The sequence below is a fragment of the Psychrobacter maritimus genome (genome assembly GCF_029953575.1).
In the GTDB taxonomy this organism is placed as follows: Bacteria; Pseudomonadota; Gammaproteobacteria; order Pseudomonadales; family Moraxellaceae; genus Psychrobacter; species Psychrobacter maritimus.
Genome location: NZ_CP124526.1, coordinates 2,966,546 through 2,991,144, shown reverse-complemented (window position 1 = coordinate 2,991,144; position 24,599 = coordinate 2,966,546). Strand labels below are relative to the sequence as shown.

Annotated in this window: 16 protein-coding genes; 8 read left to right on the top strand and 8 right to left on the bottom strand. The window is 44.4% G+C overall.

The features are described 5' to 3' along the window. The 4 genes from thiL to glmS all read left to right on the top strand — a co-directional run bounded on the left by thiL (position 1) and on the right by glmS (position 5,363). On the top strand, positions 1-1,044 hold the full coding sequence (gene thiL, locus QJS82_RS12725) for a thiamine-phosphate kinase (protein WP_281490732.1): 1,044 nt from the start codon (positions 1-3) through the stop codon (positions 1,042-1,044). 3 nt (positions 1,045-1,047) lie between these two features. Further along, a complete protein-coding gene (locus QJS82_RS12720) occupies positions 1,048-1,638 on the top strand; it encodes a phosphatidylglycerophosphatase A family protein (protein ID WP_281490731.1) in 591 nt (196 codons plus the stop codon). A 240-nt stretch (positions 1,639-1,878) separates the two neighbouring features. Next, positions 1,879-3,261, top strand: coding sequence for a bifunctional UDP-N-acetylglucosamine diphosphorylase/glucosamine-1-phosphate N-acetyltransferase GlmU (gene glmU / locus QJS82_RS12715; RefSeq protein WP_281490730.1), 1,383 nt, complete (start codon positions 1,879-1,881; stop codon positions 3,259-3,261). A gap of 257 nt (positions 3,262-3,518) precedes the next feature. Continuing rightward, complete coding sequence (gene glmS, locus QJS82_RS12710; RefSeq protein WP_281490729.1) at positions 3,519-5,363, top strand: glutamine--fructose-6-phosphate transaminase (isomerizing); 1,845 nt, start codon at positions 3,519-3,521, stop codon at positions 5,361-5,363. A gap of 132 nt (positions 5,364-5,495) precedes the next feature. On the opposite strand, the gene QJS82_RS12705 is transcribed toward glmS, so the two are convergent. From QJS82_RS12705 to QJS82_RS12690, 4 genes are all read right to left on the bottom strand, one after another. After that, positions 5,496-6,320, bottom strand: coding sequence for a sulfite exporter TauE/SafE family protein (locus QJS82_RS12705; RefSeq protein WP_281490728.1), 825 nt, complete (start codon positions 6,318-6,320; stop codon positions 5,496-5,498). A gap of 217 nt (positions 6,321-6,537) precedes the next feature. Then, positions 6,538-7,041, bottom strand: a complete 504-nt coding sequence (locus tag QJS82_RS12700; RefSeq protein WP_281491730.1) for a flavin reductase — start codon at positions 7,039-7,041, stop codon at positions 6,538-6,540. Positions 7,042-7,189: 148 nt separating this feature from the next. After that, positions 7,190-8,236 carry a methionine synthase gene (locus QJS82_RS12695; RefSeq protein WP_281490727.1) on the bottom strand — a complete coding sequence of 349 codons (1,047 nt, stop codon included), beginning with the start codon at positions 8,234-8,236 and terminating at the stop codon, positions 7,190-7,192. A gap of 58 nt (positions 8,237-8,294) precedes the next feature. After that, complete coding sequence (locus tag QJS82_RS12690) at positions 8,295-9,347, bottom strand: DUF1852 domain-containing protein (protein ID WP_281490726.1); 1,053 nt, start codon at positions 9,345-9,347, stop codon at positions 8,295-8,297. Positions 9,348-10,289: 942 nt separating this feature from the next. On the opposite strand from QJS82_RS12690, the gene QJS82_RS12685 reads away from it, so the two are divergent. Together QJS82_RS12685 and QJS82_RS12680 are read left to right on the top strand one after the other, a co-directional pair. Beyond that, on the top strand, positions 10,290-11,753 hold the full coding sequence (locus QJS82_RS12685; protein WP_281490725.1) for a Slam-dependent surface lipoprotein: 1,464 nt from the start codon (positions 10,290-10,292) through the stop codon (positions 11,751-11,753). 97 nt (positions 11,754-11,850) lie between these two features. Then, positions 11,851-13,251 (top strand): surface lipoprotein assembly modifier, encoded by a 1,401-nt coding sequence (locus tag QJS82_RS12680; protein WP_281490724.1) that lies wholly within the window; start codon positions 11,851-11,853, stop codon positions 13,249-13,251. A 249-nt stretch (positions 13,252-13,500) separates the two neighbouring features. Here QJS82_RS12680 and QJS82_RS12675 read toward each other — a convergent pair whose 3' ends face one another. The 3 genes from QJS82_RS12675 to recG form a co-directional block, all read right to left on the bottom strand. Further along, positions 13,501-16,599: an efflux RND transporter permease subunit gene (locus tag QJS82_RS12675; RefSeq protein WP_201626066.1), complete on the bottom strand. Its 3,099-nt coding sequence runs from the start codon at positions 16,597-16,599 to the stop codon at positions 13,501-13,503. Beyond that, positions 16,596-17,930 (bottom strand): efflux RND transporter periplasmic adaptor subunit, encoded by a 1,335-nt coding sequence (locus QJS82_RS12670; protein WP_281490723.1) that lies wholly within the window; start codon positions 17,928-17,930, stop codon positions 16,596-16,598. Before QJS82_RS12670 ends, QJS82_RS12675 begins: the two co-directional genes overlap by 4 nt. 391 nt (positions 17,931-18,321) lie before the next feature. After that, entirely contained in the window at positions 18,322-20,676 is a 2,355-nt protein-coding gene (gene recG, locus QJS82_RS12665) for an ATP-dependent DNA helicase RecG (RefSeq protein WP_281490722.1), read from the bottom strand. Between the two features lie 351 nt (positions 20,677-21,027). On the opposite strand from recG, the gene QJS82_RS12660 reads away from it, so the two are divergent. Further along, the gene (locus QJS82_RS12660; RefSeq protein ID WP_281490721.1) at positions 21,028-21,957 is read left to right on the top strand and encodes a patatin-like phospholipase family protein; all 930 of its coding nucleotides are present in this window, start codon (positions 21,028-21,030) and stop codon (positions 21,955-21,957) included. Between the two features lie 146 nt (positions 21,958-22,103). Here QJS82_RS12660 and QJS82_RS12655 read toward each other — a convergent pair whose 3' ends face one another. Beyond that, positions 22,104-22,691: a hypothetical protein gene (locus QJS82_RS12655; protein WP_281490720.1), complete on the bottom strand. Its 588-nt coding sequence runs from the start codon at positions 22,689-22,691 to the stop codon at positions 22,104-22,106. Between the two features lie 509 nt (positions 22,692-23,200). Here QJS82_RS12655 and argA point away from each other — a divergent pair. Next, positions 23,201-24,523, top strand: a complete 1,323-nt coding sequence (gene argA / locus QJS82_RS12650) for an amino-acid N-acetyltransferase (protein WP_201563945.1) — start codon at positions 23,201-23,203, stop codon at positions 24,521-24,523. The last annotated feature ends 76 nt before the right edge of the window (positions 24,524-24,599 follow it).

Genomic DNA, 24,599 nt, shown 5'->3' with positions numbered 1-24,599 from the left:
ATGAATGAGTTTGAGCTGATTGAGCGTATATTTTCCCAAATGCAAGCTGCGCCATCATTGTCTAGCACTGTCGATAAAGGCAATGTCGAAAAGGGCATTGGTGATGATGCCGCGGTCATGAGCTTGCCTGCAGGCTCGCGCTTGGTTAGCTGTATTGATACGCTCGTTCAAGGTCGTCACTTTAGCGCTGATTGGGAGCAAGTGAATAAGCTCGCCTTTGCCATCGGTTATAAAGCTGTCGCAGTCAACGTCTCCGACATTGCCGCGATGGGCGCAACCCCGCATAGTATTTTATTGGCATTGGCCTTACCTGAGCGTTTGGCGAATGAGCAATGGCTGACTGAATTTGCCAAAGGTTTATTTCACGCCTGCCAGCTATTTGGTGTGACGCTTATTGGCGGTGATACCACGCGCAGTGATAGCTTGATACTCAGTGTCAGCGCGCAAGGATTACTTGCTGCAAGCACGCCAGCTGTGTATCGCTCAGGCGCGCAAGTCGGCGATAAAATCTATGTCTCAGGCACGCTTGGCGATGCCGCTTATGCGCTACAGCATCCTGACAATGCTGTCGGTATTGAGCTTGCCCATCGATTGCATATGCCCACACCACGTATTGCCTTAGGGGCAGCACTTGCCAAACTTGGTGCAACTTCGATGATAGATATCTCTGACGGTCTGTATCAAGACCTTGGTCATATCTGCCAGCAAAGTAAGGTTGATATGCGCATTCATCTTGAACAGCTACCTACCAGTCAAGCATTGGCTAGCAGCGAGTTAACTGAGCGCTTATTATGTCAGCTGGCGGGCGGCGATGATTATGAGCTGGCTTTTACCTTGCCTGCCCATATCGCGCCACCGATTGATAATAGTAGCAACACGCCTGTTACCTGTATCGGTGAAGTAATAGCCGCAGCAAGCACAACAGATGCTGCTAAGAATGTACGACCAGAGATTTTTTATCAAGGACAGCCAGTCACACCGGCTTATCCTGCCCCCTTTTCTACTTGGCCCAATCTGACGGGTTATCAACATTTTGCAGGTTAGCCCATGATTGATCACAACCTATCTAAGCCTGATATCCGTAAAGCCAATGATTGCCCGCCGCTACCCGCCAATGCGAGTATGCCTGACCGTTTGATTTATTGGCTTGGTATTGGTCTAGGAAGTGGTCTGCCCCGCCGTGCACCCGGCACTTGGGGCACGGTTGGCGGTTTAATCGTTGCGATACCATTATTAAGCTTAGGTTTTGTGCCGTTTTTGATTATTACCATTTTAGCTTGTTTGCTTGGTAATTCGATATGCGGTCGTACCTCAGAGCTAATGGGCGGTCATGACAACCCGCACATTGTTTGGGATGAATGGGCCGGTATGTGGCTTACCCTACTGCCGCTATCTTACATGGGTATCGCCAACGGAAATTTCTGGCAAAATATCGCTCAACCCTCTTCTATTGTTGCCATTATTATCGCCTTTATATTATTCCGCTTTTTTGACATTATTAAGCCACCACCGATTGGCTGGGCAGATAAAAAAGTCGCAGGCGGTCTAGGTATTATGCTCGATGACATTATCGCCGGTATCATGGCCGCAGCCGTTTGGGTGATTATTTATACCACTCTTTTTCAATTAGCCAATTAGCCACGCTGTTATATTTTATAACCTATTGTCGTTGATAACCCATTTTCGTTTATAGGCCATGGTCTTTTTTGACTTGCCCGCTTCTTTAGTGCTGCATTTTTGACGCTAGATAATTGCTAAGGACTTTATAAGCCAATCACAAGCAATAGAGGTTACAAAGATGTCACGACATAGCATTTTGGTTAAATGACGATTTACGCTATAATCCACTCTTATATTTTGTTACATTTGTAGGCTATTATGACATCTCCTCTTTCGGTAATTATCCTCGCGGCGGGCAAAGGCACGCGTATGCAGTCGGCCAAGCCAAAAGTGCTGCAGACACTGGCTGGCAAGTCGTTACTGGGTCATGTTCTTGATACCTGTCATCAATTAACCGTTGATGACACCATCATCGTTCATGGTTTTGGTGGCGAGCAGGTCCAAGCAGATATTAATGAGCAATATGCGCACCTGCCTATTACTTGGGTTGCCCAAACTGAGCAGTTAGGAACAGGACATGCGGTAAAAGTGACGCTGTCTGATTTACCAAAAGAAGGACAAAGTCTGATTCTCTATGGTGATGTGCCATTGGTCAGCTGCCAGACGTTAACGGCATTAAAATCTGCCAATACTGACGGTATGTCGATGTTGACGCTGACAGTCGATAATCCTTTTGGCCTCGGTCGTATCAAACGTGATGAAGACGGCAATATCGCAGCCATCGTCGAGCAAAAAGATGCCAGCGCCGATGAGCAAAAAATTCAAGAGATTAATAGCGGTATTTACTGCGTTGACAACGCGTTATTGCATAAATATCTGCCAAAGCTGTCTAATGACAATGCGCAGCAAGAATACTATCTGACGGATATCGTTAAAATGGCGGTCGCTGAAGGTATTAATATCGTTGCGATTGAGCCTGAGCATACCTTTGAGATTGAAGGCGTCAATAACCGCCAACAGCTTGCTAGCTTAGAGCGCACATGGCAGGGCAAACTGGTTGCAGACCTGCAAGAAGCTGGTGTACAGTTTGCTGACCCGAGTCGCGTTGATATTCGTGGCACCTTAACTGCCGGTCAAGATGTGTTTGTTGATGTTGGCGTGGTGTTTGAGGGCGATTGTGTCTTAGGCGATAACGTTTATATCGAAGCAGGCTGTGTGATTAAAAACGCCCGTATTGGCAACGCCTGTCATATCAAACCTTACTGCGTGATTGATCGCGCTGAGATTGGTGCTGGCGTTGATATTGGTCCTTTTGCCCATCTGCGTCCTGAAACGGTATTGGCTGACAATAGTAAAGTTGGTAATTTCGTCGAAATTAAGAAATCGACTATCGGTCATGGCAGCAAGGTTAACCACTTAAGCTACGTTGGTGATGCAACGGTCGGCACCGGCGTCAATATCGGCGCGGGTGTCATTACTTGTAATTACGACGGCGTAAATAAATCGCAAACCATTATCGAAGATAATGCGTTTATTGGCTCTAATGCCAGTTTGGTTGCGCCCGTAACCATTGGTGATATGGCTACGGTTGCCGCAGGCTCAGTGATTACTAAAGACGTTGATAGTAAAGCATTAGCCTTTGGACGAGCACGCCAAACCCAGAAAGATGACTTTCAGCGTCCGACTAAAAAATTAAAATAGTAGCCATCAGTCAAAATCACGTTGAAAACTGTTCATTTAAACACTATTTAATTTAGACACTATTTAATTTAAATAATAATAAGCAGCATGACAATCTTTGTGATGCTGCTTCCTTATATTTATAGCGTCAGGATTGTTAGCGCAAAAGTCTCGCACTGACCTAATGTAAAGTTCTATTATTTGATAAATAAATATAATCGTAAAACATCTAAGCATTGAACAATCAAAACATGAAACATCGAATTTAAGGAATAGTTATGTGTGGAATCGTTGGAGCAGTAGCTGAGCGTAATATCGCCAATATCTTACTTGAGGGTCTTAAGCGCCTAGAATACCGTGGTTATGATTCCGCTGGTTTGGTTGTCATTCGTAATGGCGAGCTCCATCGCGAGCGTCAAGTGGGTAAAGTGCAAGAGCTGGTCGATGCTGTCGCAGTCAACCCTGAATTTTTCGATGGTCATATCGGTATTGCGCATACCCGTTGGGCAACGCATGGCGAACCTGCTCAACGTAACGCCCACCCGCACGTATCAGGTAAAATCGCTGTCGTCCACAACGGTATCGTTGAAAACTATGCCGAGCTAAAAGAAGAGCTGGTTGCCAAAGGCTACGAGTTTACCTCGCAAACGGATACCGAAGTTGTCGCCCATTTAATCAATGACATCTACAAAACAACGCCTGATTTACTAGAAGCGGTGCGCGCCGTTATTCCTTTATTACATGGCGCTTTTGCCCTTGGTATTGTACATATCGATTGCCCAGAAGAGCTGATTACCGTCCGCTTGGGCTCGCCTTTGGTCATCGGTGTGGGTATCGGCGAGAACTTTATCGCCTCTGACCAATTAGCCCTATTACCGGTCACCAATCGCTTTATGTATCTAGAAGAAGGCGATATCGCCAAATTGACGCGTAGTAGCATTCAGGTTTATGCCGACGGTGTCGAAGTAAAGCGTGAGATACATGAAATTGACGCCGCGCAGCATAATGCCGATAAAGGTGAGTTTAAGCATTATATGCTCAAAGAAATCTACGAGCAGCCAGATGCTGTCAGAAGAACCGTCGAGATGGCAGTTGATAACGGTACAACCTCTAAATTACGCGATGATTTTTTACAGCGTCATGAAGCGCAATTAAAAGGCATTAAACACGTCCAAGTCATCGCTTGTGGTACCAGTTATCACTCAGGTTTGGTCGCTAAATATTGGTTTGAGAGCCTGATTCGTGTGCCGTGTTCGGTTGAGGTTGCTAGTGAATTCCGCTATCGCAATCCGGTTGTCGTCGATAACACACTAGTCATTTGTATTTCGCAATCTGGTGAAACCGCGGACACCTTATCGGCGCTACGTGATATTCAAAAGCATACACCAACAGGGCTAGTTAGCTTAGCCTTATGTAATGTACCGACATCGTCTTTGGTACGTGAGACGGATATCTTTTTACCAACGCTTGCAGGCCCCGAGATTGGCGTTGCTTCTACCAAAGCCTTTACTACTCAGCTTGCCGCTTTGATGTTACTCGTCTTAAAAGTGGGTGTCGTACAAGAGCGTATGACTGGCGAAAACCTAACGACCTTACTTGGTCAACTGCAACAATTACCCGGTCAACTACATGCCAGCTTAAACCTTGATGCACCTATCAAAGTCATGAGTGAGCATTTTGAATATAAGAAAAGCTGCTTGTTCTTAGGTCGTGGTTTACAGTTCCCTATTGCCTTAGAAGGGGCGCTAAAGCTCAAAGAAATCTCGTATATTCACGCCGAAGGCTATGCAGCAGGCGAGCTAAAACATGGCCCATTGGCATTGGTTGATAAAGACATGCCTATCGTGGTATTGGCCCCAAAAGACAGTATGTTTGATAAGCTAAAAGCCAACATGCAAGAGGTACACGCGCGCCACGGTGAGCTGTTTGTATTTGCCAGTGAAGAAAGCAAGATGGTTGCAGAAGATAGAATGCACGTGGTTTATGTGCCTGATGTGTGCGAGACGCTTGCCCCTATCGTCTATAGCGTGCCGGTGCAGCTGTTGTCTTATCATGTGGCGGTGATGCGCGGTACAGATGTCGATCAACCTCGCAACCTCGCAAAATCAGTAACAGTCGAATAATGTTTACTAGTTAGCTAATATCTATTGTGAGCGAGTAATAAAGATTCATACTGAGTAATAAAGTATCATACTATTGACTCAACTATTAGCCCTTGCTGCTGTTTAACATCGCAGTGAGGGCTTTTTTTATGCTCAAACTAACCCTTTATAAAGGAAATAACACCCCACCACGGTTAATAATACCGCAAAGCATTTCTTTAAAAGCTTCGGTGATAGTATATGGGCGACCTTTGCACCTAGCTTCGCAGTGAAAAAGCTCATGATGCTAATGCCTAAAAAGGCATTAATATGCACAAAGCCAATGGTATTGGGCACATCAACTTGTTGCTGCATGCCAAAGAACATAAAGCCTAACGCTCCAGCGATGGCAATCGGCAAGCCACACGCTGCTGACGTGCCAACGGCTTTTTGCATGACCACACCGTAACGCGTGAGATAAGGTACGGTTAAGCTGCCGCCGCCAATACCGAAAATGGCAGAAGCAATACCAATAACCCCGCCTGCTGCTAGCTGCTTAGGTTTTGAAGGCAGTTCTGTATTAGCGCCAGCGACATCATTAGCATGACTAACGACTTGTTTTTTGCCACCGAAAAACATCTTATAAGCGACCCACAGCAAAAACACCCCGACGATAAGCTGAAGATACAGCCCAGATATCTGTCCTGCAATACCTGCCCCTAAAAAACAGCCAATCGCTAAGCCGGGTGCTAGGTTTTTAAAGACCGGCCACATGACGGCGCCCTTTTTATTGTGCGCCATCAACGAGCTGATAGAGGTGACAATGATGGTCGCCAGCGACGTACCTAAGGCCAAATGCATAATGCTGTCAGGACTGTAATCCATTTGGGTAAAGACGATAAATAATAGTGGTACGATAATCGTCCCGCCGCCCACACCAAAAAGCCCCGCAGCAAATCCTGCTAGCGCGCCTATTATTAAAAAAATGATTAGTTCCACAGGATAGCTACTTCTCGGTTAAATGATAGTTTTATAGTCGATGCTAAATAACATGGATACATTATCTGGCAAGGTAAAACTGGTACAAATTTTTCTAGCTTGCTGTGCCTACGCCGACAGAGGCTACAAAAAATTCATTCCAGTTTCACTGTATCGGCTTGATATTGAGCTGACTATAGTTAAATGACCATGAGATAATCAATGTCAGAAAGTCAGCTTAAACGATTTCTACCTGACCTACTTGATGGTAAGCACGGTTAAAATACACCAAACTTTCATCAGTACTGTTTTGTTGATAGCCTTGTTTGATGGCGACAACTCGGCACATAAAGACACTGTGCGTGCCAACTTGCTGAATATCCTCAATCTCACAGTCAAAACTGACCAATGCATCTGTTAAAACAGGAGCTCCGGTTACTAACTGCGTCCAAGCACCGTGCCGAAAGCGCTCTTCTGAGCATAATTTAGAAGCAAAAGCATTGGATATAGATTCATGCTGTGCGCCCAACACATTAACACTCAAGGTTTTGTTTTCAAGAAAATGAGCATGTGAGCGAGCCGTTTGATTCATACAGACCAGCAAGGTTGGCGGTGTATCGGTGACGCTACATACCGCCGAGGCGGTAAACCCATGAGCACCTGAGCTGCCTTTGGTGGTGACTACATTGACGGCGGTCGTCAACAAAGACATGGCATCTCTAAAGTCGGTTGCTTCAATCACATCTTTACTCATTGCTGCAATCCTAAATGTTAAGTCAGTATGTACATTGATAACTGAGGTCACTCATAAGTTTAAACAAGCTTTTATAGGCGGGGTTAAAAACCTGACCTACAAAAGCTCGATTTTGCATAAGTTTAGTTAATAAATCCTAAGCCGTCAGCTCTTGACGCACGATTGCTGCGCCTGCGCTTAACGCGTTCAATTTATCGCGTGCCACTTGGCGCGATAACGGTGCCATGCCGCAGTTGGTCGAAGGATAGAGCTTGTCCGCATCAACAAATTGCAGCGCTTTGCGTAGTGTATCCGCAACCTCTTCAGGGGTTTCAATGCTATTGGTTGCAACGTCAATGGCACCAATCATCACTTTTTTACCGCGAATCAGTTCTATCAAATCCATTGGCACATGTGAGTTTTGACATTCCAGTGAGACAATATCGATATTCGACTGCTGCAACTTAGGAAAGGCTTGCTCATATTGACGCCACTCTGAACCCAGTGTCTTTTTCCAATCGGTATTGGCTTTGATGCCATAGCCGTAGCATATATGCACTGCCGTCTCACATTTCAGCCCTTCAATCGCACGCTCTAAAGTAGCAATACCCCAGTCGTTGACGTCGTCGAAGAACACGTTAAACGCAGGTTCATCAAATTGAATGATATCTACACCCGCCGCTTCTAATTCTCTCGCTTCTTGATTGAGGATTTTAGCAAATTCCCACGCCAATTTTTCACGGCTTTTATAATGACCATCATATAAGGTATCAATCATGGTCATCGGACCGGGCAGCGCCCATTTGATCGGCTGATCGGTTTGCTGACGTAAAAACTTCGCATCTTCAACGAATACTGGCTTTTGACGGCTCACAGCCCCAACGACTGACGGCACACTGGCATCATAACGATCACGAATTTTAACGGTTTTTCGATTCTCAAAATCGACGCCATCAAGATGTTCAATAAAGGTGGTGACAAAATGCTGACGCGTCTGCTCGCCATCACTGACAATATCAATCCCTGCATGACGCTGTTCTTGCAATGTTAAACGTAGCGCATCTTGTTTGGCTTCAAGCAGCTGCTCGCCTTCTAATGCCCAAGGTGACCAAATTTTTTCAGGTTCGGCAAGCCAAGAAGGTTTTGGTAAGCTGCCCGCAGTTGATGTTGGTAACAATTTTTGTGTCGGTAATAATATTGTCATGGGATTCATCTTCTTATTCATTCGTATTTTATAGGTCAGTTAATTAGATGTCGCTCAGTTAAGCAGCCTGTTTTTTGACAGCATTTTCTTTAACCGATTCTTTTTGAGCAGTATGAGTTGCAACATCATAGTTTGCTGCCCATTCCTCAAGAATGTCTTGGTAGGGCTTGATAAATTGCGCTTCTGTGAACTTACCTTGCGTCACCGCCATTTGGCTGCGTTCTGCGCGGTCATAGACAATTTGCGTCAGTGAATAATCTTGGTAGTTTAAACTCGGCTGATAGACTTGACCTGCGCTTGAGTTGGCATTGTAAATTTCAGGTCGATAGATTTTTTGGAAAGTCTCCATGGTACTGATCGCACTGATTAGCTCAAAATCGGTGTAATCCGTCAGCAAGTCACCGGCAAAATAAAACGCTAAAGGCGCCACACTACCTGCAGGCATAAAGTAGCGCACGGTTAAGCCCATTTTGGAAAAGTACTCATCAGTCAATGACCCCTTGTTCAAAGAGCAGCCGTCTTGTTTGTACTCAACCCCTAATACTGGATGCTGATTGGTCGTACGCTGATAGGTCTTACTAGTAGACACACTGAGGCAAATGACCGGTTTTTTAGTAAAGTTGGCTTGGTAGGCCTCTGAGTTCAATAAATATTGAAACAATTTGCCATGTAAATCGCCAAAATCTTCTGGCGGTTGCGATGCAGGATGTTTATCGAAATGCTCTGGCAGGACCACACTAAAGTCATAATCGCGCACGTAAGAGGAGAAACTGTTGCCAATCATCCCGTCAATACGGCTGTTGTCTTTATGGTCAATAATCGTTGTTTTGAGCGTTTCGATAACAGGGAATGTATCACCATTACCTGCGACATCCATATCGACAGAAATGATATCAACCTCAATAGAATAACGGTCTGCGGTCGGGTTATCCCAATGCGCCAAGGCGTTAAAACGATTGTTAATCATGGTTAATGTTTTGCGTAAATTCTCTTGGCGATGCTCACCGCGCGCCAAATTTGCAAAGTTAGTCGTCAGACGCGTGCTGTCTGCAGGATGATAGTTTTCATCAAAACGAATGCGCTTAATTGAACAGGTGAATTCTGTACTCATGATAATCCGCTACCCTAATCTATTCTCATAGTCTGAGATAAAACCAAATTTGTGTATGAGATAAATCATACCTGAACCGAACCATGAATAAAAATGATACTATTTAAATTAAAGATGAGTAAAATTCATGTTTGTAAGTTAGGCTATGAGAAAAGGATTAGAAAGTTGGGGTTTTAAAGGATTGCTTTGAGAGGAATCATCTTCACGACGAGCGAAGATAGTCTTAGAGAATTAGGGAGTAGCTCAGAAATTGATGAAAATTTAAATATATATATATAAGATAAAATTTAAAGTGTAATAATTTAAAACTCAATGAATATTACATTAAATCCTTCGCCTTCTTATTATTAATATGAGCGAATTTTTTTAAAACTTAAAACCAATGTTTAATCACCAATCAACGGAAAATTTAATTAAAATAAGTAGCTATTAAGTTCAGAATATTACTGAATTAAGTTTATATCAACGGGTTTTATATTCTTAATTAGCTATCCTTAAAGTATAAGACAATAAGTAACATCACGCTCCCTACCAACAATTCTCATCATATGCTTATTACGTAGTCACCTTAGCGCCCCGCTTAGAATTACACTACTTACCATTTTTCTGAAACATATTCCCTATAAAAAACTACTTATCTTCGCCCCTCAAAACTTTACGAAACACTCCCTATTCTAAAGCTATTCAAGATAGTTAATAGCTTACATAGCCTATTTACATAGACACCCAATAAGTTACAAATTTTAAATGGATAAATAAAATAAATATTCTCTTGAAATCTTATATAACAATAGAGTAATACATTATAAAGTAAACATATTTTCAGAAGTAAGAATAAATCTCATTTTTCTAAAAATTATAAGAACCTTATATCTTTTAGTTTTAAGAAAAACTGAGATTGTAAAATCAAAATAACCTTAGGTTAAACGGAGCAACAATAAAGTGTCCTTAATTCATTTCTCAAAAGTAAGCGCTCTTACTATTCTAGCAGTAACTATTGTCGCATGTAGCAGTGGCGGCAATCACACAAAACTATCTCCAAACACCCCACCATTATCAGAGCAGGATGCTGCCGATAAAGCTGCTGCTGAGAAAGCTGCTGCTGAGAAAGCTGCTGCTGAGAAAGCCGCTGCTGAGAAAGCCGCTGCTGAAAAAGCTGCTGAAAAAGCTGCTGCAAAAGCTGCCGCTGAGAAAGCGGCTGCTGAGAAAGCCGCTGCTGAAAAAGCTGCTGCTGAAAAAGCTGCTGCTGAAAAAGCTGCTGCTGAGAAAGCCGCTGCTGAGAAAGCTGCCGCTGCAAAAGCTGCTGCTGAGAAAGCCGCTGCTGAGAAAGCTGCTGCTGAGAAAGCTGCTGCTGAGAAAGCCGCTGCTGAGAAAGCCGCTGCCGATAAAGCTGAGAAAGAACGCTTACAAAAAATCGAAGCCAATCGTCTAGTCTTACTCGATAAAGCTAAGAAAGCAGGCTTAAGTGCTGCACAAGCAGCTGCTTATGCAGAAGCCAATAAGCAAGCTACTGATAAAGTGGCGCAAACTGCATTAGAAACTTTAGTTGCCGATAAAGCCGCTGCCGATAAAGCTGCTGCTGACAAAGCCGCTGCTGAAAAGGCTGAGAAAAAACGCTTGCAAAAGATCGAAGCCAATCGTCTAGCCTTACTCGATAAAGCTAAAAAAGCGGGCTTAAATGATGATCAAGCAACTGCTTATGCCGAAGCCAATAAAGAGGCCAATGCAACAGCTGCACAAGCTGCATTAGAAACTATCATTGCTGAGAATGAAAGAATTGCTTTAGATGAAACTCTATACCAGACCAAAGGTGAGTATCATAATAATTATGCGTATCCTATAGGTCAAATTACAGCGCAAAGAACATCTGCTTCTGACTCTACGATTAACGGTGATAGAACTTTCACTCTCGAACATGAAGTAGTTTACAATCAGCCTTATTCTGTTGTTTTAGGAAGTTATACAAGTTGGACAAAGGGCGTAGGCTCATACATCTTTGATTCTGGTATGACCTCTGATATTGCTATCAAAGGATTAAAAACTGAAGTTAATGCAATTCCATCTTTAGGAACGGCAAATTATTCTGGTAAAGCATTTAGTAGTGAGAAAAACCCTATCTTTTCTTCAACTTCAGGTTTGTATACAGAGGGCTTGTTATCATATGATGTAAACTTTAAGGATAGAACTGGTAATGGTTCTATTACTGGCTTAGGCGATACTGTTGAGTTACAGCAAGGCTCAATTTCAGGAACTGGAATCTCTGCAATAGCTCAACAAGGCTACAGAAACGGAAACTACCTACTAGATTTCTATGGCAAAAAGGCTGAAGAAATTGCTGGTAAGGTTGTCTTCGATGGTAAAGATACGATTGGCTTTGGCGGTACTCGTGGTGAAATTTCTAAATAATAGAAAGCTTCAGCTTGATTGAATTTATAACTTAAACCGTTTGAAGTATTAAATATATATTTCAAACGGTTTTTTTTCGTCATATCGGTAAAAGTTAATGAAAATAAAGCTATATACAGCCTTTTGTATTGCATTATCTGCCCCAGCCATCGCTCAAGAAATACCCCCTACCCAAACCGTATTTTTTGAAAAGACGCCGCAGGTACAACCAGAATTACTACTCAACCAGCCTAGTCTTAATACGCCAAGTGTTGCACCACTAGCAGAAGGTAGCAGTCTGGAAGAAAGCATCAACTTTGCCATTGTCACTAAAGACTGGCAAATGCTAGAAAAACTATTGGCTCAATATCTTACCACTACGAACTTTGATCCAATTTTATATGATTATGGACTAGGGGCACTATATCGACATCAGGGTCGCCAAAAAGAAGCTATTGTGTTATATCAGCAACTCTTAGAGCGTCAACCAAATCTACATTATCCAAGATTTGATTTGGCAATGATGTTATATGAAGACAAGCGTTATACCGAAGCAAAAGTGCAACTTGAGACAGCTGAGCCCTATCTTGCACCAGCATTACAAGTTTTGGTTGGCCAGCTTTTAGGCACCATCAAAAAATCTCAAGAATGGCAGCCTACACTAAACTTTAGTTATGAATCCACTGATAACGTCAATCAGGCATCTGATTTAAAAGAGTTAGTGCTTGGTGAAGCCACGTTTATTCGTAGTGATGATTCATTACCGCAAGATGCACACGGCATACGTTATAACGTCGGTGCTACTCAAGAAAAAAATCTCAAAGGCAATCATTATATTTATAAAAGTGTAGACTTAGGGGGCGTAAATTATTGGGATAATAGTGATTATAGTGAATTAACACTGCAAGCAAATTTAGGCTACCGTTATAAAGACATCAAGCAATCATGGGGTGTCATAACGATGGTTGAGCAAAACTTGCTAGGTGGAAGTCGATATAATCAGAACTATGCAGCGACGTTAGAATACAACCGACAAGTATCAGATCAATGGCAAGTTTCTGGGAGTGTCTCACATTTACAGAAGCGTTATGAGGACGATGACTTAGCTAATTACTACGATGGTCATGCCAACAGTACTGCGTGGATTTTACTTTACCAACCAAAGCCTAAATGGCTGGTTTATGCCGGTGCTGATTTTATGCGTGATGACTTAGCAGATCAGGCTGAATCATCAGATCGTCAAGGTATACGTGGAGGAATGGCTTTTTCTGGAGAAAAGATTAGTGTGAGAAGCAGTCTTCGTTACGCTCAGCGAGATTTTAAAGCAGACAATTTCTTTTATGGCGAAAAGCGTAAAGACGATGAATATCAATTTAGTACAACCCTAGGGCATAAAAAACTTAGTTGGCAAGGTTTTACACCAAAGTTAAACTACGAATATCAGAAAATTGACAGTAACTTGCCACTTTATGAGCGTAGCAACAGCACATTTTTCGTAAAAGTAGATAAATATTTTTAACGTTTACTGCTGAATATGAAATACTATTTTTTGAAACTCATAAAAAAAGATTGAATAATTAAAGCGTAATTAATATGAAATAAACAATATTTATGGAGCTATCCTAGATTATTTTACTTATCTAAGATAGCTCCATATTCATAGCTAGACTACCGTATAATTTACCCTGTGAGAATAAATTGGCACTTCACAACAAACTAACCTTTAGCCAATATTTAACGTAAGAATCAACCACTTTACCAGCACTGACTACTTTTCGATAACTGTGCTTTCTTTATCTTTACCATGCGGTATCAACCATTTACCAAACCATCCTGATAAGTCATCCATCAAGGTATAAACCACGGGAATGACGACGAGACTTAATAAGGTTGAGGTCACCAAACCACCCAATACTGCGGCGGCCATCGGACGACGGAAGGTGGGATCGGCATCGCCCCAACCAAATACTAAAGGCAGCATGCCAGCGCCCATCGCAATGGTAGTCATAATAATTGGCCGCGCACGCTTACGACAAGAATCGATAATGGCATCAAAACGCGCCAAACCTCGGCGCTGTGCAATTAGGGCATAGTCGACCAACAAGATAGAGTTTTTGGTGGCGATACCCATTAGCATAATAAAACCAATCATCGATGGCATCGACAGACTGCTATTGGTAATCACCAAGCCGACAAAAGCGCCACCGATAGACAACGGTAACGCCATCAAAATAGTAAAGGGCTGCAATATCCGCCCAAATAATAAAATCAGCACGCCTAAAATACAGACCACACCAACCGACATCGCAATCACAAAACCGCTAAATAGCTCAGCCATGTTTTCCGCTTGCCCTTGGTCAATAATGGTAATAGAAGCTGGCATCTGTTGCATACTGGGTATGCTTTTAACCGCTTGTACCAAGTCACCAAGCTCGCCATTGGCAGGCTGGACTGTGATACTAATCGCCCGCTCACGATCGAGGCGGCTGATTTGCGCAGGTCCAGTACCAAAATCTAACGACGCCACTTCACCCACTCGTACGCCTTGTCCCGCAGGTAAGGCACTCGGCACATATAGACCTTCTAATTGACTGACATTTTGCTTGGCAATATCTGGCAAACGCACCACTATCGGTATCTGCCTCGTATCGAGATTCAGCTTAGATAAACGCTGCTCATAATCGCCCACGGTCGCCACACGTAAAGTCGTAGCAATATCTTGCGTGGTCACGCCTTTATCAGCCATCGCCAGTCTGTTTGGTGTCACTGTCAGCTCTTGGCGCGGCAGACTGCGATCACTGGTGACGGCACCAGCACTTGGTAACGCCCGAATCTCTGCCATCATTTGCTGCGCTGTTTGCTCAAGCAGGCGCGGATCGGTACTGGTTAAAGAAAAATTATAACCAGTTTCACCGCCACTCGATAAACCAACGGAAAAGCGCGCGCCCGGCACTTCTGCCAACATGCTGCTTATCTGACGCTCAATCTCTTGCTTAGAGCCGCGCTCTGCTCTTGGAGCAAGCACAATATCCAAGCCTGCGATATTTTCAGCTTTGCCGCCTGAGCTGGCTTCCATTGCCGCTTGCGCTTCTCCTACTGAGGTAAAAATATTGGTCACTTCAGGCATCGCCAGTATACGTTCACTGGCCATCGCCGCAACACGCTCGGTATCTTCAAGCGCCACATCTGGGGTCAGCTCAATCTCAACCCGCGTCTGGTCAATATCATTATCAGGGATAAATGACGTTGGTAGTAATTTCACCAAAGCCAACGACGCCACAAATAATATTAACGTCGCCCCCATCGTAATCCAGCGATGATGCAGCGTCCATGAGACCACTTTTAAATACCAATCCATCAATGCGCTTTGTTTTTCAACGTGCTTTTTTTCTGGGCGCAATATATAAGCGGCCATCATCGGGGTGATAAGACGCGCGACCATTAACGATGCAAATATGGATAAGGCCGCTGTCCAACCAAATTGCCGGAAAAACTGCCCGACAATACCGCCCATAAAGGCCGTCGGTAAAAATACCGCAATTAGAGTAAAGGTGGTCGCGACGACTGCCAAGCCAATCTCATCAGCCGCTTCCATCGCGGCTTCATAAGGGGTTTTGCCCATACGCAAATGGCGGATGATGTTTTCGACTTCTACAATCGCATCATCGACCAGTACGCCAATGACCAAAGACAGTGCTAATAACGAGATAATATTAAGACTAAAGCCAAATAAGTACATACCTAAAAAAGTAGGAATGACTGACAGTGGCAATGCTACCGCCGCTACAAAGGTCGCGCGGATATTGCGTAAAAATAAGAATACCACGACTACGGCAAGCAAACCGCCTTCTATCAGCATGCGTAAAGATGCTTGATAATCCTCGGCAATTGGCGTGGCTCTATCATAGACTTTTTCAATATCGATATTGCCGATATCGGCTGACAGCTTGGCAAGCTCAGCATCAACCAGCTCCATAACCTCCACCTCACTGGCACCGCGTGAACGGGTGATATTAAATGCCACCACGGTTTCGCCATCTAGCTTGGCAATCGAGCTTGGGTCAGCGGCGCCATCAGTGATTTGCGCCATACGTCCGAGCGCTTGCGTACCACCTGTCGGCACAGCAACTTGTAAATTGTTTAAATCACTGGCGCGCTCAACCGCCCCAAGCACACGAATGGTCTGGGTGGTTTTGCCTACTTCTGCTTCACCGCCTGAGCTGTCTTGCTGAATACCAGTGATTTGATTGGATAACTGAGTGATAGAAAGCTTAAGACCACTTAGAGTAATAGGGTCAGCGGCAACCGTAATCTCACGCTGCAAACCGCCGATACGGCTGACGGTGCTGACACCCGGTATATCAGAGAGACGCTTGGTAATGGTGTCATCGACGAACCAAGATAAATCCTCCACATTCATATTTTCAGAGGCAACAGAGTAGGTAACGACGGGGAAACCTGACGTTGAAACCTTGGTAATGATAGGATCATTGGCAGCAGCTGGTAAATCGCCCCGTACCTCACCGACTGCCGAGCGCACATCGTCCACCGCTTCTTGAATGTCTTTTTCTAAGACAAACTCGGTGGCGATGGTCGCTACGCCCGTCTGCAGGGTGGTGCGAATATGCTTGACACCCTCAATACTGGTGAGCTTATTTTCCACCTTTTTTGCAATATCGTTTTCGAGCTGTGATGGCGCAGCACCCGGTAAAGTGACCGTGACCACCACCGCTGGCAGGTCAATATCAGGAAACTGCTGCACCTTCATTTGCATAAAGCCGTAGATGCCACCCAAGGTCAGCAGCACAAATAGCAAAATGGCAACTAAAGGATTTCTAATCGAGTAAGCGGAAACATTTAAACTCATGAGCGCGCCTGCGTGGCTGTGCCAGTGCTTGCGGCGGTTGCCGTTTTTCCAGCTTGGCTACCCGATTTATCATTGGCTGTATTTAAACCATCAACGACACGTACTAAGTCGCCATCGTTTAAGAAGCTGCCACCCTGCTTTACCAGTCGGCTTTCTGCAGGTAATGGCTCTGTCAACTCCACACTATCACCAAAGCGCTCACCTAAGGTCACGCGTTGTTGCTTGATACGGCCAATGTTTTGACCGTCTTGGCTCTTAATATTGGTCACTAGCATCACATAATCATAGCCGTCATTACTGACGATAGCGCTATTGGGCACCGTTTGCGCGCTGGTACTACCCAATAAAAACTCGCCCGTTTGGTACATGCCCGCGCGTACTTTTGAGTTCGCAGCAAGGCTGGCATAAATGGTGATTTGGCGATTATCATCAGCCGTTGGCGCAATACGATTAACCTTACCCATAACCGAATCGCCGGCTGGCAAGCTGACGCGCACTGGCGTACCGACACTCACTTCGCCTAGCAGCTTAGGATCGATATCCGCACGCCACTCTAAAATACCGCCTTTAATGATAGTAAATAATGGCTCACCACCAGCAACCATACCGACTTCCGCCATTTTTTCACTGATGACACCGCTGACCGGCGCAACCACGTTGGCGTTTTTCACACTCAAGCGTTGGGTACTAAGACGCGCTTTCGACGCTTGCAAGGCCGCCTCTGCCTGTAGCTTTGAGGTACGATAGCGATCCGCTTCTTGCCTACTAATGGCATCAATCTCAATCAGCGGTAGGACACGAGCGGCATCGGCAGTTGCATTGGCAAGCGTTGCTTCGGCTTCGGCAACATCGGCTTCTGCCTGCAAGACTTGCTGCCGCATGGCATCAGTATCAAATATCGCCAGGACTTGCCCCGCTTTGACCCGATCGCCTTCTTCAACCAACACCTGCTCGATAGCCACACCATTTACTTTAGGGCTGACATTGGCAACATCTTTGGCACTGATGGTGCCGTCAGCGCTTAAGGTATTGCCAATACTGTCTTGGCTTGGCATCACCGTTTCGACCGAAAGCACTGCCTGTTGATTGCTACTCTCTTTTGGGTCAGCGTTTGCGCTTTGTGCCTTGTTAGCCGCTGATGAATCAACACTCGCATCTTTATCGCCGCCCCAATACTTACCGACCAAAACCCCAATCACAAGGACTACGGCTAATACTGGCAATAACCACCAAGGATATTTCGATGATGATTTGGGCGCACGTGCATCCGCTTGGCGGTAAGGTGGTAGCTCTGGTTCAACTGGTCGCTGGTTGTCTTCAACATCGCTCATGATAACTCTCTGTCAATACAGGCAATTAGAAAGGGTATAAAGTTAGAAAATTATAGCTAAAAAAGGGGCTATTTATGATTACAATAGTCTATAAATTTATTGAGGATAGCATATATTAAGTCATCATCTTATTTTTATATATCGTGTTTTAGCTTCGTAAGTCTGCTTCTATTAATAAAGGATGGGCGTAAAACTGACCAAGCGAAACGGATAAAAATTACAAATAATCAGAACATCTCGTTAATGAACTTAAATAGGCTGGTATTACCTTCTAACTTCTAGATAGCCTATAAAACCCATAAGAAAAAGCCATTATCTTTAAAAAAATAATGGCTTTTTTAGGAGAGTTGATGACAGAGAATTGGCTCAGTTACTAAGCAAGCGTTAATTATTAAGCATTGGTATAGCGACTGGCTTCTGGCATCCAGCGATGGATAAGTTGGCTGACGTCCGCTTTACGTGTTGGGTCAGAAATAAGATGTTTTGCTAGGCGCTGCGCAATAGCAAATAACTGCTCATCGCGGATAAGGTCGGCCAAATAATAACCAACGTTGCCAGTTTGGCGTTTGCCTAATAACTCACCAGGACCACGTAGCTCTAAGTCTTTTTGCGCAATAACAAAACCGTCGGTACTTTCGCGCAGGACGTTTAAGCGCTCCGTGCCCGTCTCTGATAACGGCTTTTGGTATAATAGTACGCAGAAGCTTTTGGTCGAACCACGACCAACGCGCCCGCGTAATTGATGTAATTGCGATAAACCCAATCGTTCAGCATTTTCAATGACCATTAACGACGCATTAGGTACATCAACACCCACTTCGATAACGGTAGTGGCAATCAATAAATCAAGATTGCCAGTCTTGAATTCTTGCATGGTGGCTTGTTTGTCAGCGGACTTCATTTTGCCGTGTACCAAGCCAATACGAATATCCAAGCGCTCATTTAAGTCTTCATAAGTCGCTTCTGCTGCTTGCGCATCGAGCACACTGGATTCTTCTACCAATGAGCAGACCCAATACGCCTGCCTGCCTGCTTCACAATTGACCGCAATACGCTCAATGACTTCATCGCGGCGGTTACGGTCAATCGTCACCGTGGTAATTGGCGTACGCCCCGGAGGTAATTCATCGATGATAGAAGTATCCATATCACCATAAACGCTCATCGCGAGCGTACGCGGAATCGGGGTTGCCGTCATGATTAGCTGATGCGGCGTGCTATTGGCCACGCCCTTATTGGTCAAGGCCATACGCTGCTCAACGCCAAAGCGGTGCTGCTCATCAATAATAACCAAGCCCAATTTGGCAAACTGTACCTGCTCCTGAAATAGTGCATGGGTGCCAACGACCACTTGTACCGTATTTTCCGCCACTGCCGCTAAGGCTTCGCGGCGCTGCTTTGCCGTTTGCTTACCAGCGAGCCAGCCAACGCCGACCCCTAACGGCTCAAACCAGTTTTTAAAATTCACCAAATGCTGTTCTGCTAAGATTTCCGTTGGCGCCATGACCGCCACCTGCCAGCCACTATCTAGCGCATAGCCTGCCGCTCCTGCCGCAACCAAGGTTTTACCTGCACCGACATCGCCTTGTACCAGTCTTAGCATCGGAATAGAAGTCGCCATATCTGCCGTGATATCTTTCATGACTCGTTGCTGCGCACCGGTTAAGTCAAACGGCAACGCCGCAAATAGCTTATCCGTCAGCGTGCTTTGGCTAGTACATTTAGGCGCTTTATACTGATGTAATTGCTGACGGCGATATAATAGGCTAAGTTGATGGGCGGTCAGTTCTTCAATGATTAAACGCTGACAAGCCGCATGGGTACGGGCACTTAATTGCGTCAGCAGCTGATATTGTCGCCCTGCATCGGTATAAGTCGGCGGCGTATGTAGCAATACTAAGGCTTCAAATATGGTTAAGTTATAGACATTATTATTGGCAATATCATTAGCAGTGGCTGTATTAGAGTCATTATTTAGGTTATAAATAGAGGACGCAGCTCTATTTACACTATTGTTAATAGAGTTGTCAGGCACGCTACGCGCGAGGGTTGAAAATATATCGTCTGGAAAGTCATGTTCTGCAACTGCTAATTTAGCAGGCTCAAAAGGTACTAACGGTAAATCAGCGACCACGGCAAAGTCAGCTGGCGTAAACAAAGTCATCGGTAAACCTTGAGTACGAACCGTTTGCAGCGCAAGCTTAATTAGCGTGCGCAGCTTATTTTGATGTAAGCCTTTCACGCTAGGATAAATCGGCTGTAAGCCTGTATTAACGACGGCTTCATTGCTACTAATAATCTGATACTCAGGATGATGTATCTGCTTACCGTAACGACTGACCTTTACTTCGCCAAACAATTGCAGCTGCGTGCCAAGACTCATCGTTTGCGCAAGACCTTGATACACCTTAAAAAAACGCAGCGATATGGTGCCAGTATCATCATCGACCACCACTGTCATACCACTACGCTTGGTATCGACATGCACCACCCGCCCTGTAATCAAGGCAGCTTGCCCATGCGCCACATCGGCTATCGATACCAGTCGGCTACGGTCTTCATAATCACGCGGCAGATGCAGCAGCAAATCAAAAATGCGCTCAATACCTAATTGGGCTAATTGCTCGGCCACTTTTGGTCCCACACCCGCCAGCGCCGTCACCGGCATATCAAGCGCCGAAACGGGCATATCAGACCTAATATGGTCTGATGGATTCACTGTCGCGTGCTTAACCGATATGGGCATCAATAATCCTAATGATGTTAAGGTAAATATTATTTAATCAACTGTACTTTTTAACGTCTATTTTTTAAAGTCTGAGCCGTCTTATAAAAGCTATAATCATCAACCTGCTATAAAATACTCAGTCATTATGATTATAACTGACAAGCGACTTGCTTATGCTAAGCTATTTAGCGATACGGCGTCTAGCTGATTTCTGAGTAAGCTATTGATGAATGGCTTATCGTATAACCATTTATTCCTCTATGACGATTTTTGCTAAGGTTTTTTATGTTTTTACTTACTACCTATTATTCATATCGTCATTTATCACGATTACTGCGATTCAGTATGCTTGGCATATTGGGATTGTCTATGAGTGCTTGTCAGAGCCTGACGCCAGCTAGTGAGACAGTCACGCCTATAAACAATCAACCAAAAGTCGCCTTAGTATTAGGCGGCGGCGGTGCCAAAGGTTTTGCTCATATTGGGGTGATTAAGGCGTTAGAAGAAAACGGTATCACGCCAACGCTAGTGGTCGGTACCAGTGTCGGTAGCTTGGTTGGCAGCTTATATGCCAGTGGTTATAACGCCAAACAGCTCGAGCGCTTAGCGTTAAATACTTCTGATAGTGAATTGACAGATTTTACTTTATCCAATCAAGGTTTTATTGAAGGTATTAAGCTTAAAAACTTTATCAATACAAAAGTAAGCGGACGCGCTATAGAGGACTTTCCTATCAGCTTTGCCGCGGTTGCTGCCGAAAAGCACACGCTAAAAAAGGCAGTTTTTAGCAGTGGCAATGCTGGACTTGCGGTACAAGCATCCTGTAGTGTGCCCAATATCTTTATTGCCCCGCGCATTCCCGAACAAGTCGGTAAAAAATATATCGATGGCGGTGTGGTCAGCTTAGTACCGGTTGATACCGCACGTGACTTGGGTGCCGATATTATCATCGCTATTGATGTGACTGCTGCTAATGTTAATACTTCTGCCAGCAATAAAAAACCGACCATCAACTCATTAACCAGTTTCTGGGGCTTTCTTGAGAGCAGCGTTATCGCAAATGCCGCCGCAACTGGCACTGATTCCAGTCAAGCAAGTAGCAGTCTTACTACATCGATGCGCCTTGAGCGTGATCGCGCTGATATTATCATCACGCCAAATGTTGCTCATATCAGCTCAATCGATACCAGCCAGCGCAGTACTTTGATGACAGCTGGCGCGCAAGCAACTACCCCACAAATCAATGCAATTAAACAACTTATTAAAGACAAAGCACAGAGTAAATATGCAACGCTTTAGCAGCTCCTTAATCGATAAATGAACGACAAATATGATCAAAACAACTTAAAGGCTACAGTACTGCCGAAGCTCAAAAAACGACAATAAAAAAGCACCGCAGTATTCACTGTGGTGCTTTTTGATGCAGCAAGTATTAAAAAAGGAGCTTATTTAACACGCGCACGATATTTAACCACGACCGTGTCATTAAGACCAACGCCTTCTAAGTCCCAACGTACCGCTTTATAGAACTTTAATGGGATTTCTTGCAGTTGATTATCAACCTTGCCACGTAACGGCATACGAGAAAAATTACTGCCGTCGGCACTGCCATATGGGAAATCAGGAGATACGGCACGTAGCAATTCTACTTGCTCAGGAATACTCATGGTAACCGTCATTTTACGGACGCGATCGGCATTGGTGTTGGTAAAGTAGCCTTGATACTCCAAGACGTTACCTGACTGCAAGCGTGTATTGGCATTCACCGGTACGAGCAGTTCCTGACCATTGGTATCGACACTAATGAGTGACGCAGTGATTTTGCTATTAACCGCTTGCGCATTTGAGCTACTGCCTTGGTTGGCATTTGCCTGCATGGCCACTGAGTTATCAACGGCTTGTTCTGGCGTTGGCAACATTGCTGATGCCTGCGTCACTGCCATCACCCCAACGAGCGTACCTGCGACAACATGAAATAAGCGGTGTCCGCTCCACGCACTGAACGGGTTTGCAAAATGGTTACTTTTCTTCATGACATTCATTATCCCTAGTTAATGTATCGATAAAACAATCTTGTAATAAAAATTCGCTAATACAACAATGTGTAGATAAAACCATATAGTTATAAAACGCGTCAATACAACACGTAAATAAAACACGTAAATAAAATAATACTGCTAAGCAACCATCCGATTGCACACACTACTATTTTATTGCTTAATTTTTTAGCTTAGCCATCATCATATATCGTCATCGTGATGAATGTTAAGTTTTTAGCATGACTATTTTTAGCGATGGTTATTTTTATCAATTATCTGTGTAAGCTATGACTAAAGCAATAGCGCTTAGCATAACAAAAAGCGTTTGGCGGTACACTAATCCCGTGTTGAGGTTGTGTATATCATCTATTTACTACCAAGACTTCTTAATACGACTGAAATAAAAGATAGCTCATAACGGCGTTTTTTGCTATGGTAATTCATTAGCGACAGGCTTTTGCTGTCACGCTCCTTTTCTTATTCTAACGACTATTGCTCCCATTATGACTACTAGCGCCATGCCACAGATTAACCCCGAATACGTTCACTGGTTCCGTAACTCTGCCCCTTACATTAATACCCATCGCGGTAAGACTTTCGTGATTATGTTTGGCGGTGAGGCGGTCAATCATCCAAATTTCAGTACCTTGATTCATGACTTTGCTTTATTGCACAGCTTGGGCATCAAGCTGGTATTGGTACACGGGGCGCGACCGCAAATCGAAAAAAACCTCAAAGACGCAGACATTGCCTCACCATTGCATCAAGATATTCGCGTGACCCCGCGCGTCGCCATGCCGTCTATTTTACAAGCCGTTGGCGCGATTCGTTTGCAAATCGAAGCCCAACTATCGATGGGCTTGGCAAACTCACCCATGTACGGCTCGCGTATTGATGCAGTCTCAGGTAATTTTGTCACCGCCCGTCCTTATGGTATCCGTGATGGCGTTGATTATCAGATGACCGGTGAAGTGCGCTCTATCGATGTTGAAGCCATTAAAAACAACCTTTTACATGACCATATCGTGATTTTAGGGTCTATGGGTTATTCAGCGACTGGTGAAGTCTTTAACTTATTGGCTGAAGACGTTGCTCTTAGTGCCGCTGTGGCGCTTGGTGCCGATAAGCTGATATTCTTAGGCGAAGAAGCCGGTATCAATCATGATAATCGTTTGCTACGTGAGATGATTCCAAATGAAGTCGACCGCTTCTTACGTGACCGTGATTTAAACTGTGAGATTAATTATTTCTTAAGCTGCGCCAGTAATGCCTGCCGCCAAGGGGTTCATCGCACCCATATTATCTCTTATGCCAAAAATGGCGCGCTCCTCGAAGAGCTATTTACCCGTGATGGTTCTGGCACCTTGATTAGCCATGACCCGTATGAAGAGATTCGCCGTGCCAATATTGACGATGTGGTCGGACTGATTGAGCTATTATCACCGCTAGAAGAACAAGGTATCTTGGTCAGCCGCTCACGCGAACGCTTAGAACAAGAGATTGATAACTATAGCGTCATTGAACGTGACGGCATGATTTTAGGCTGTGCCGCGCTTTATCCGTTGGATGCAGATTCAGCAGAAGTCGCTTGTGTGGCGGTACATCCTGAATACCGTAGTGGCAGCCGCGGTGCTGACTTGCTGGCATTTTTAGAGCAGCAAGCACGCAGCCATGGTCTGCATAAGTTATTTGTGCTGACCACTCGTACCGCCCATTGGTTTGTCGAGCAAGGGTTTGCGGAAGTTGAAGCAAGCGCATTGCCTGAAGCGCGCCGTGAAAAATATAATAACGGTCGTAATTCTAAAGTGTTCCAAAAGACTTTGTAATTTAAAAAAACTCTATAAGCCGCGAGTTAATTGGTTAGTTAGCCCTTCATTCATTAATCAATTGATAATTAACCTT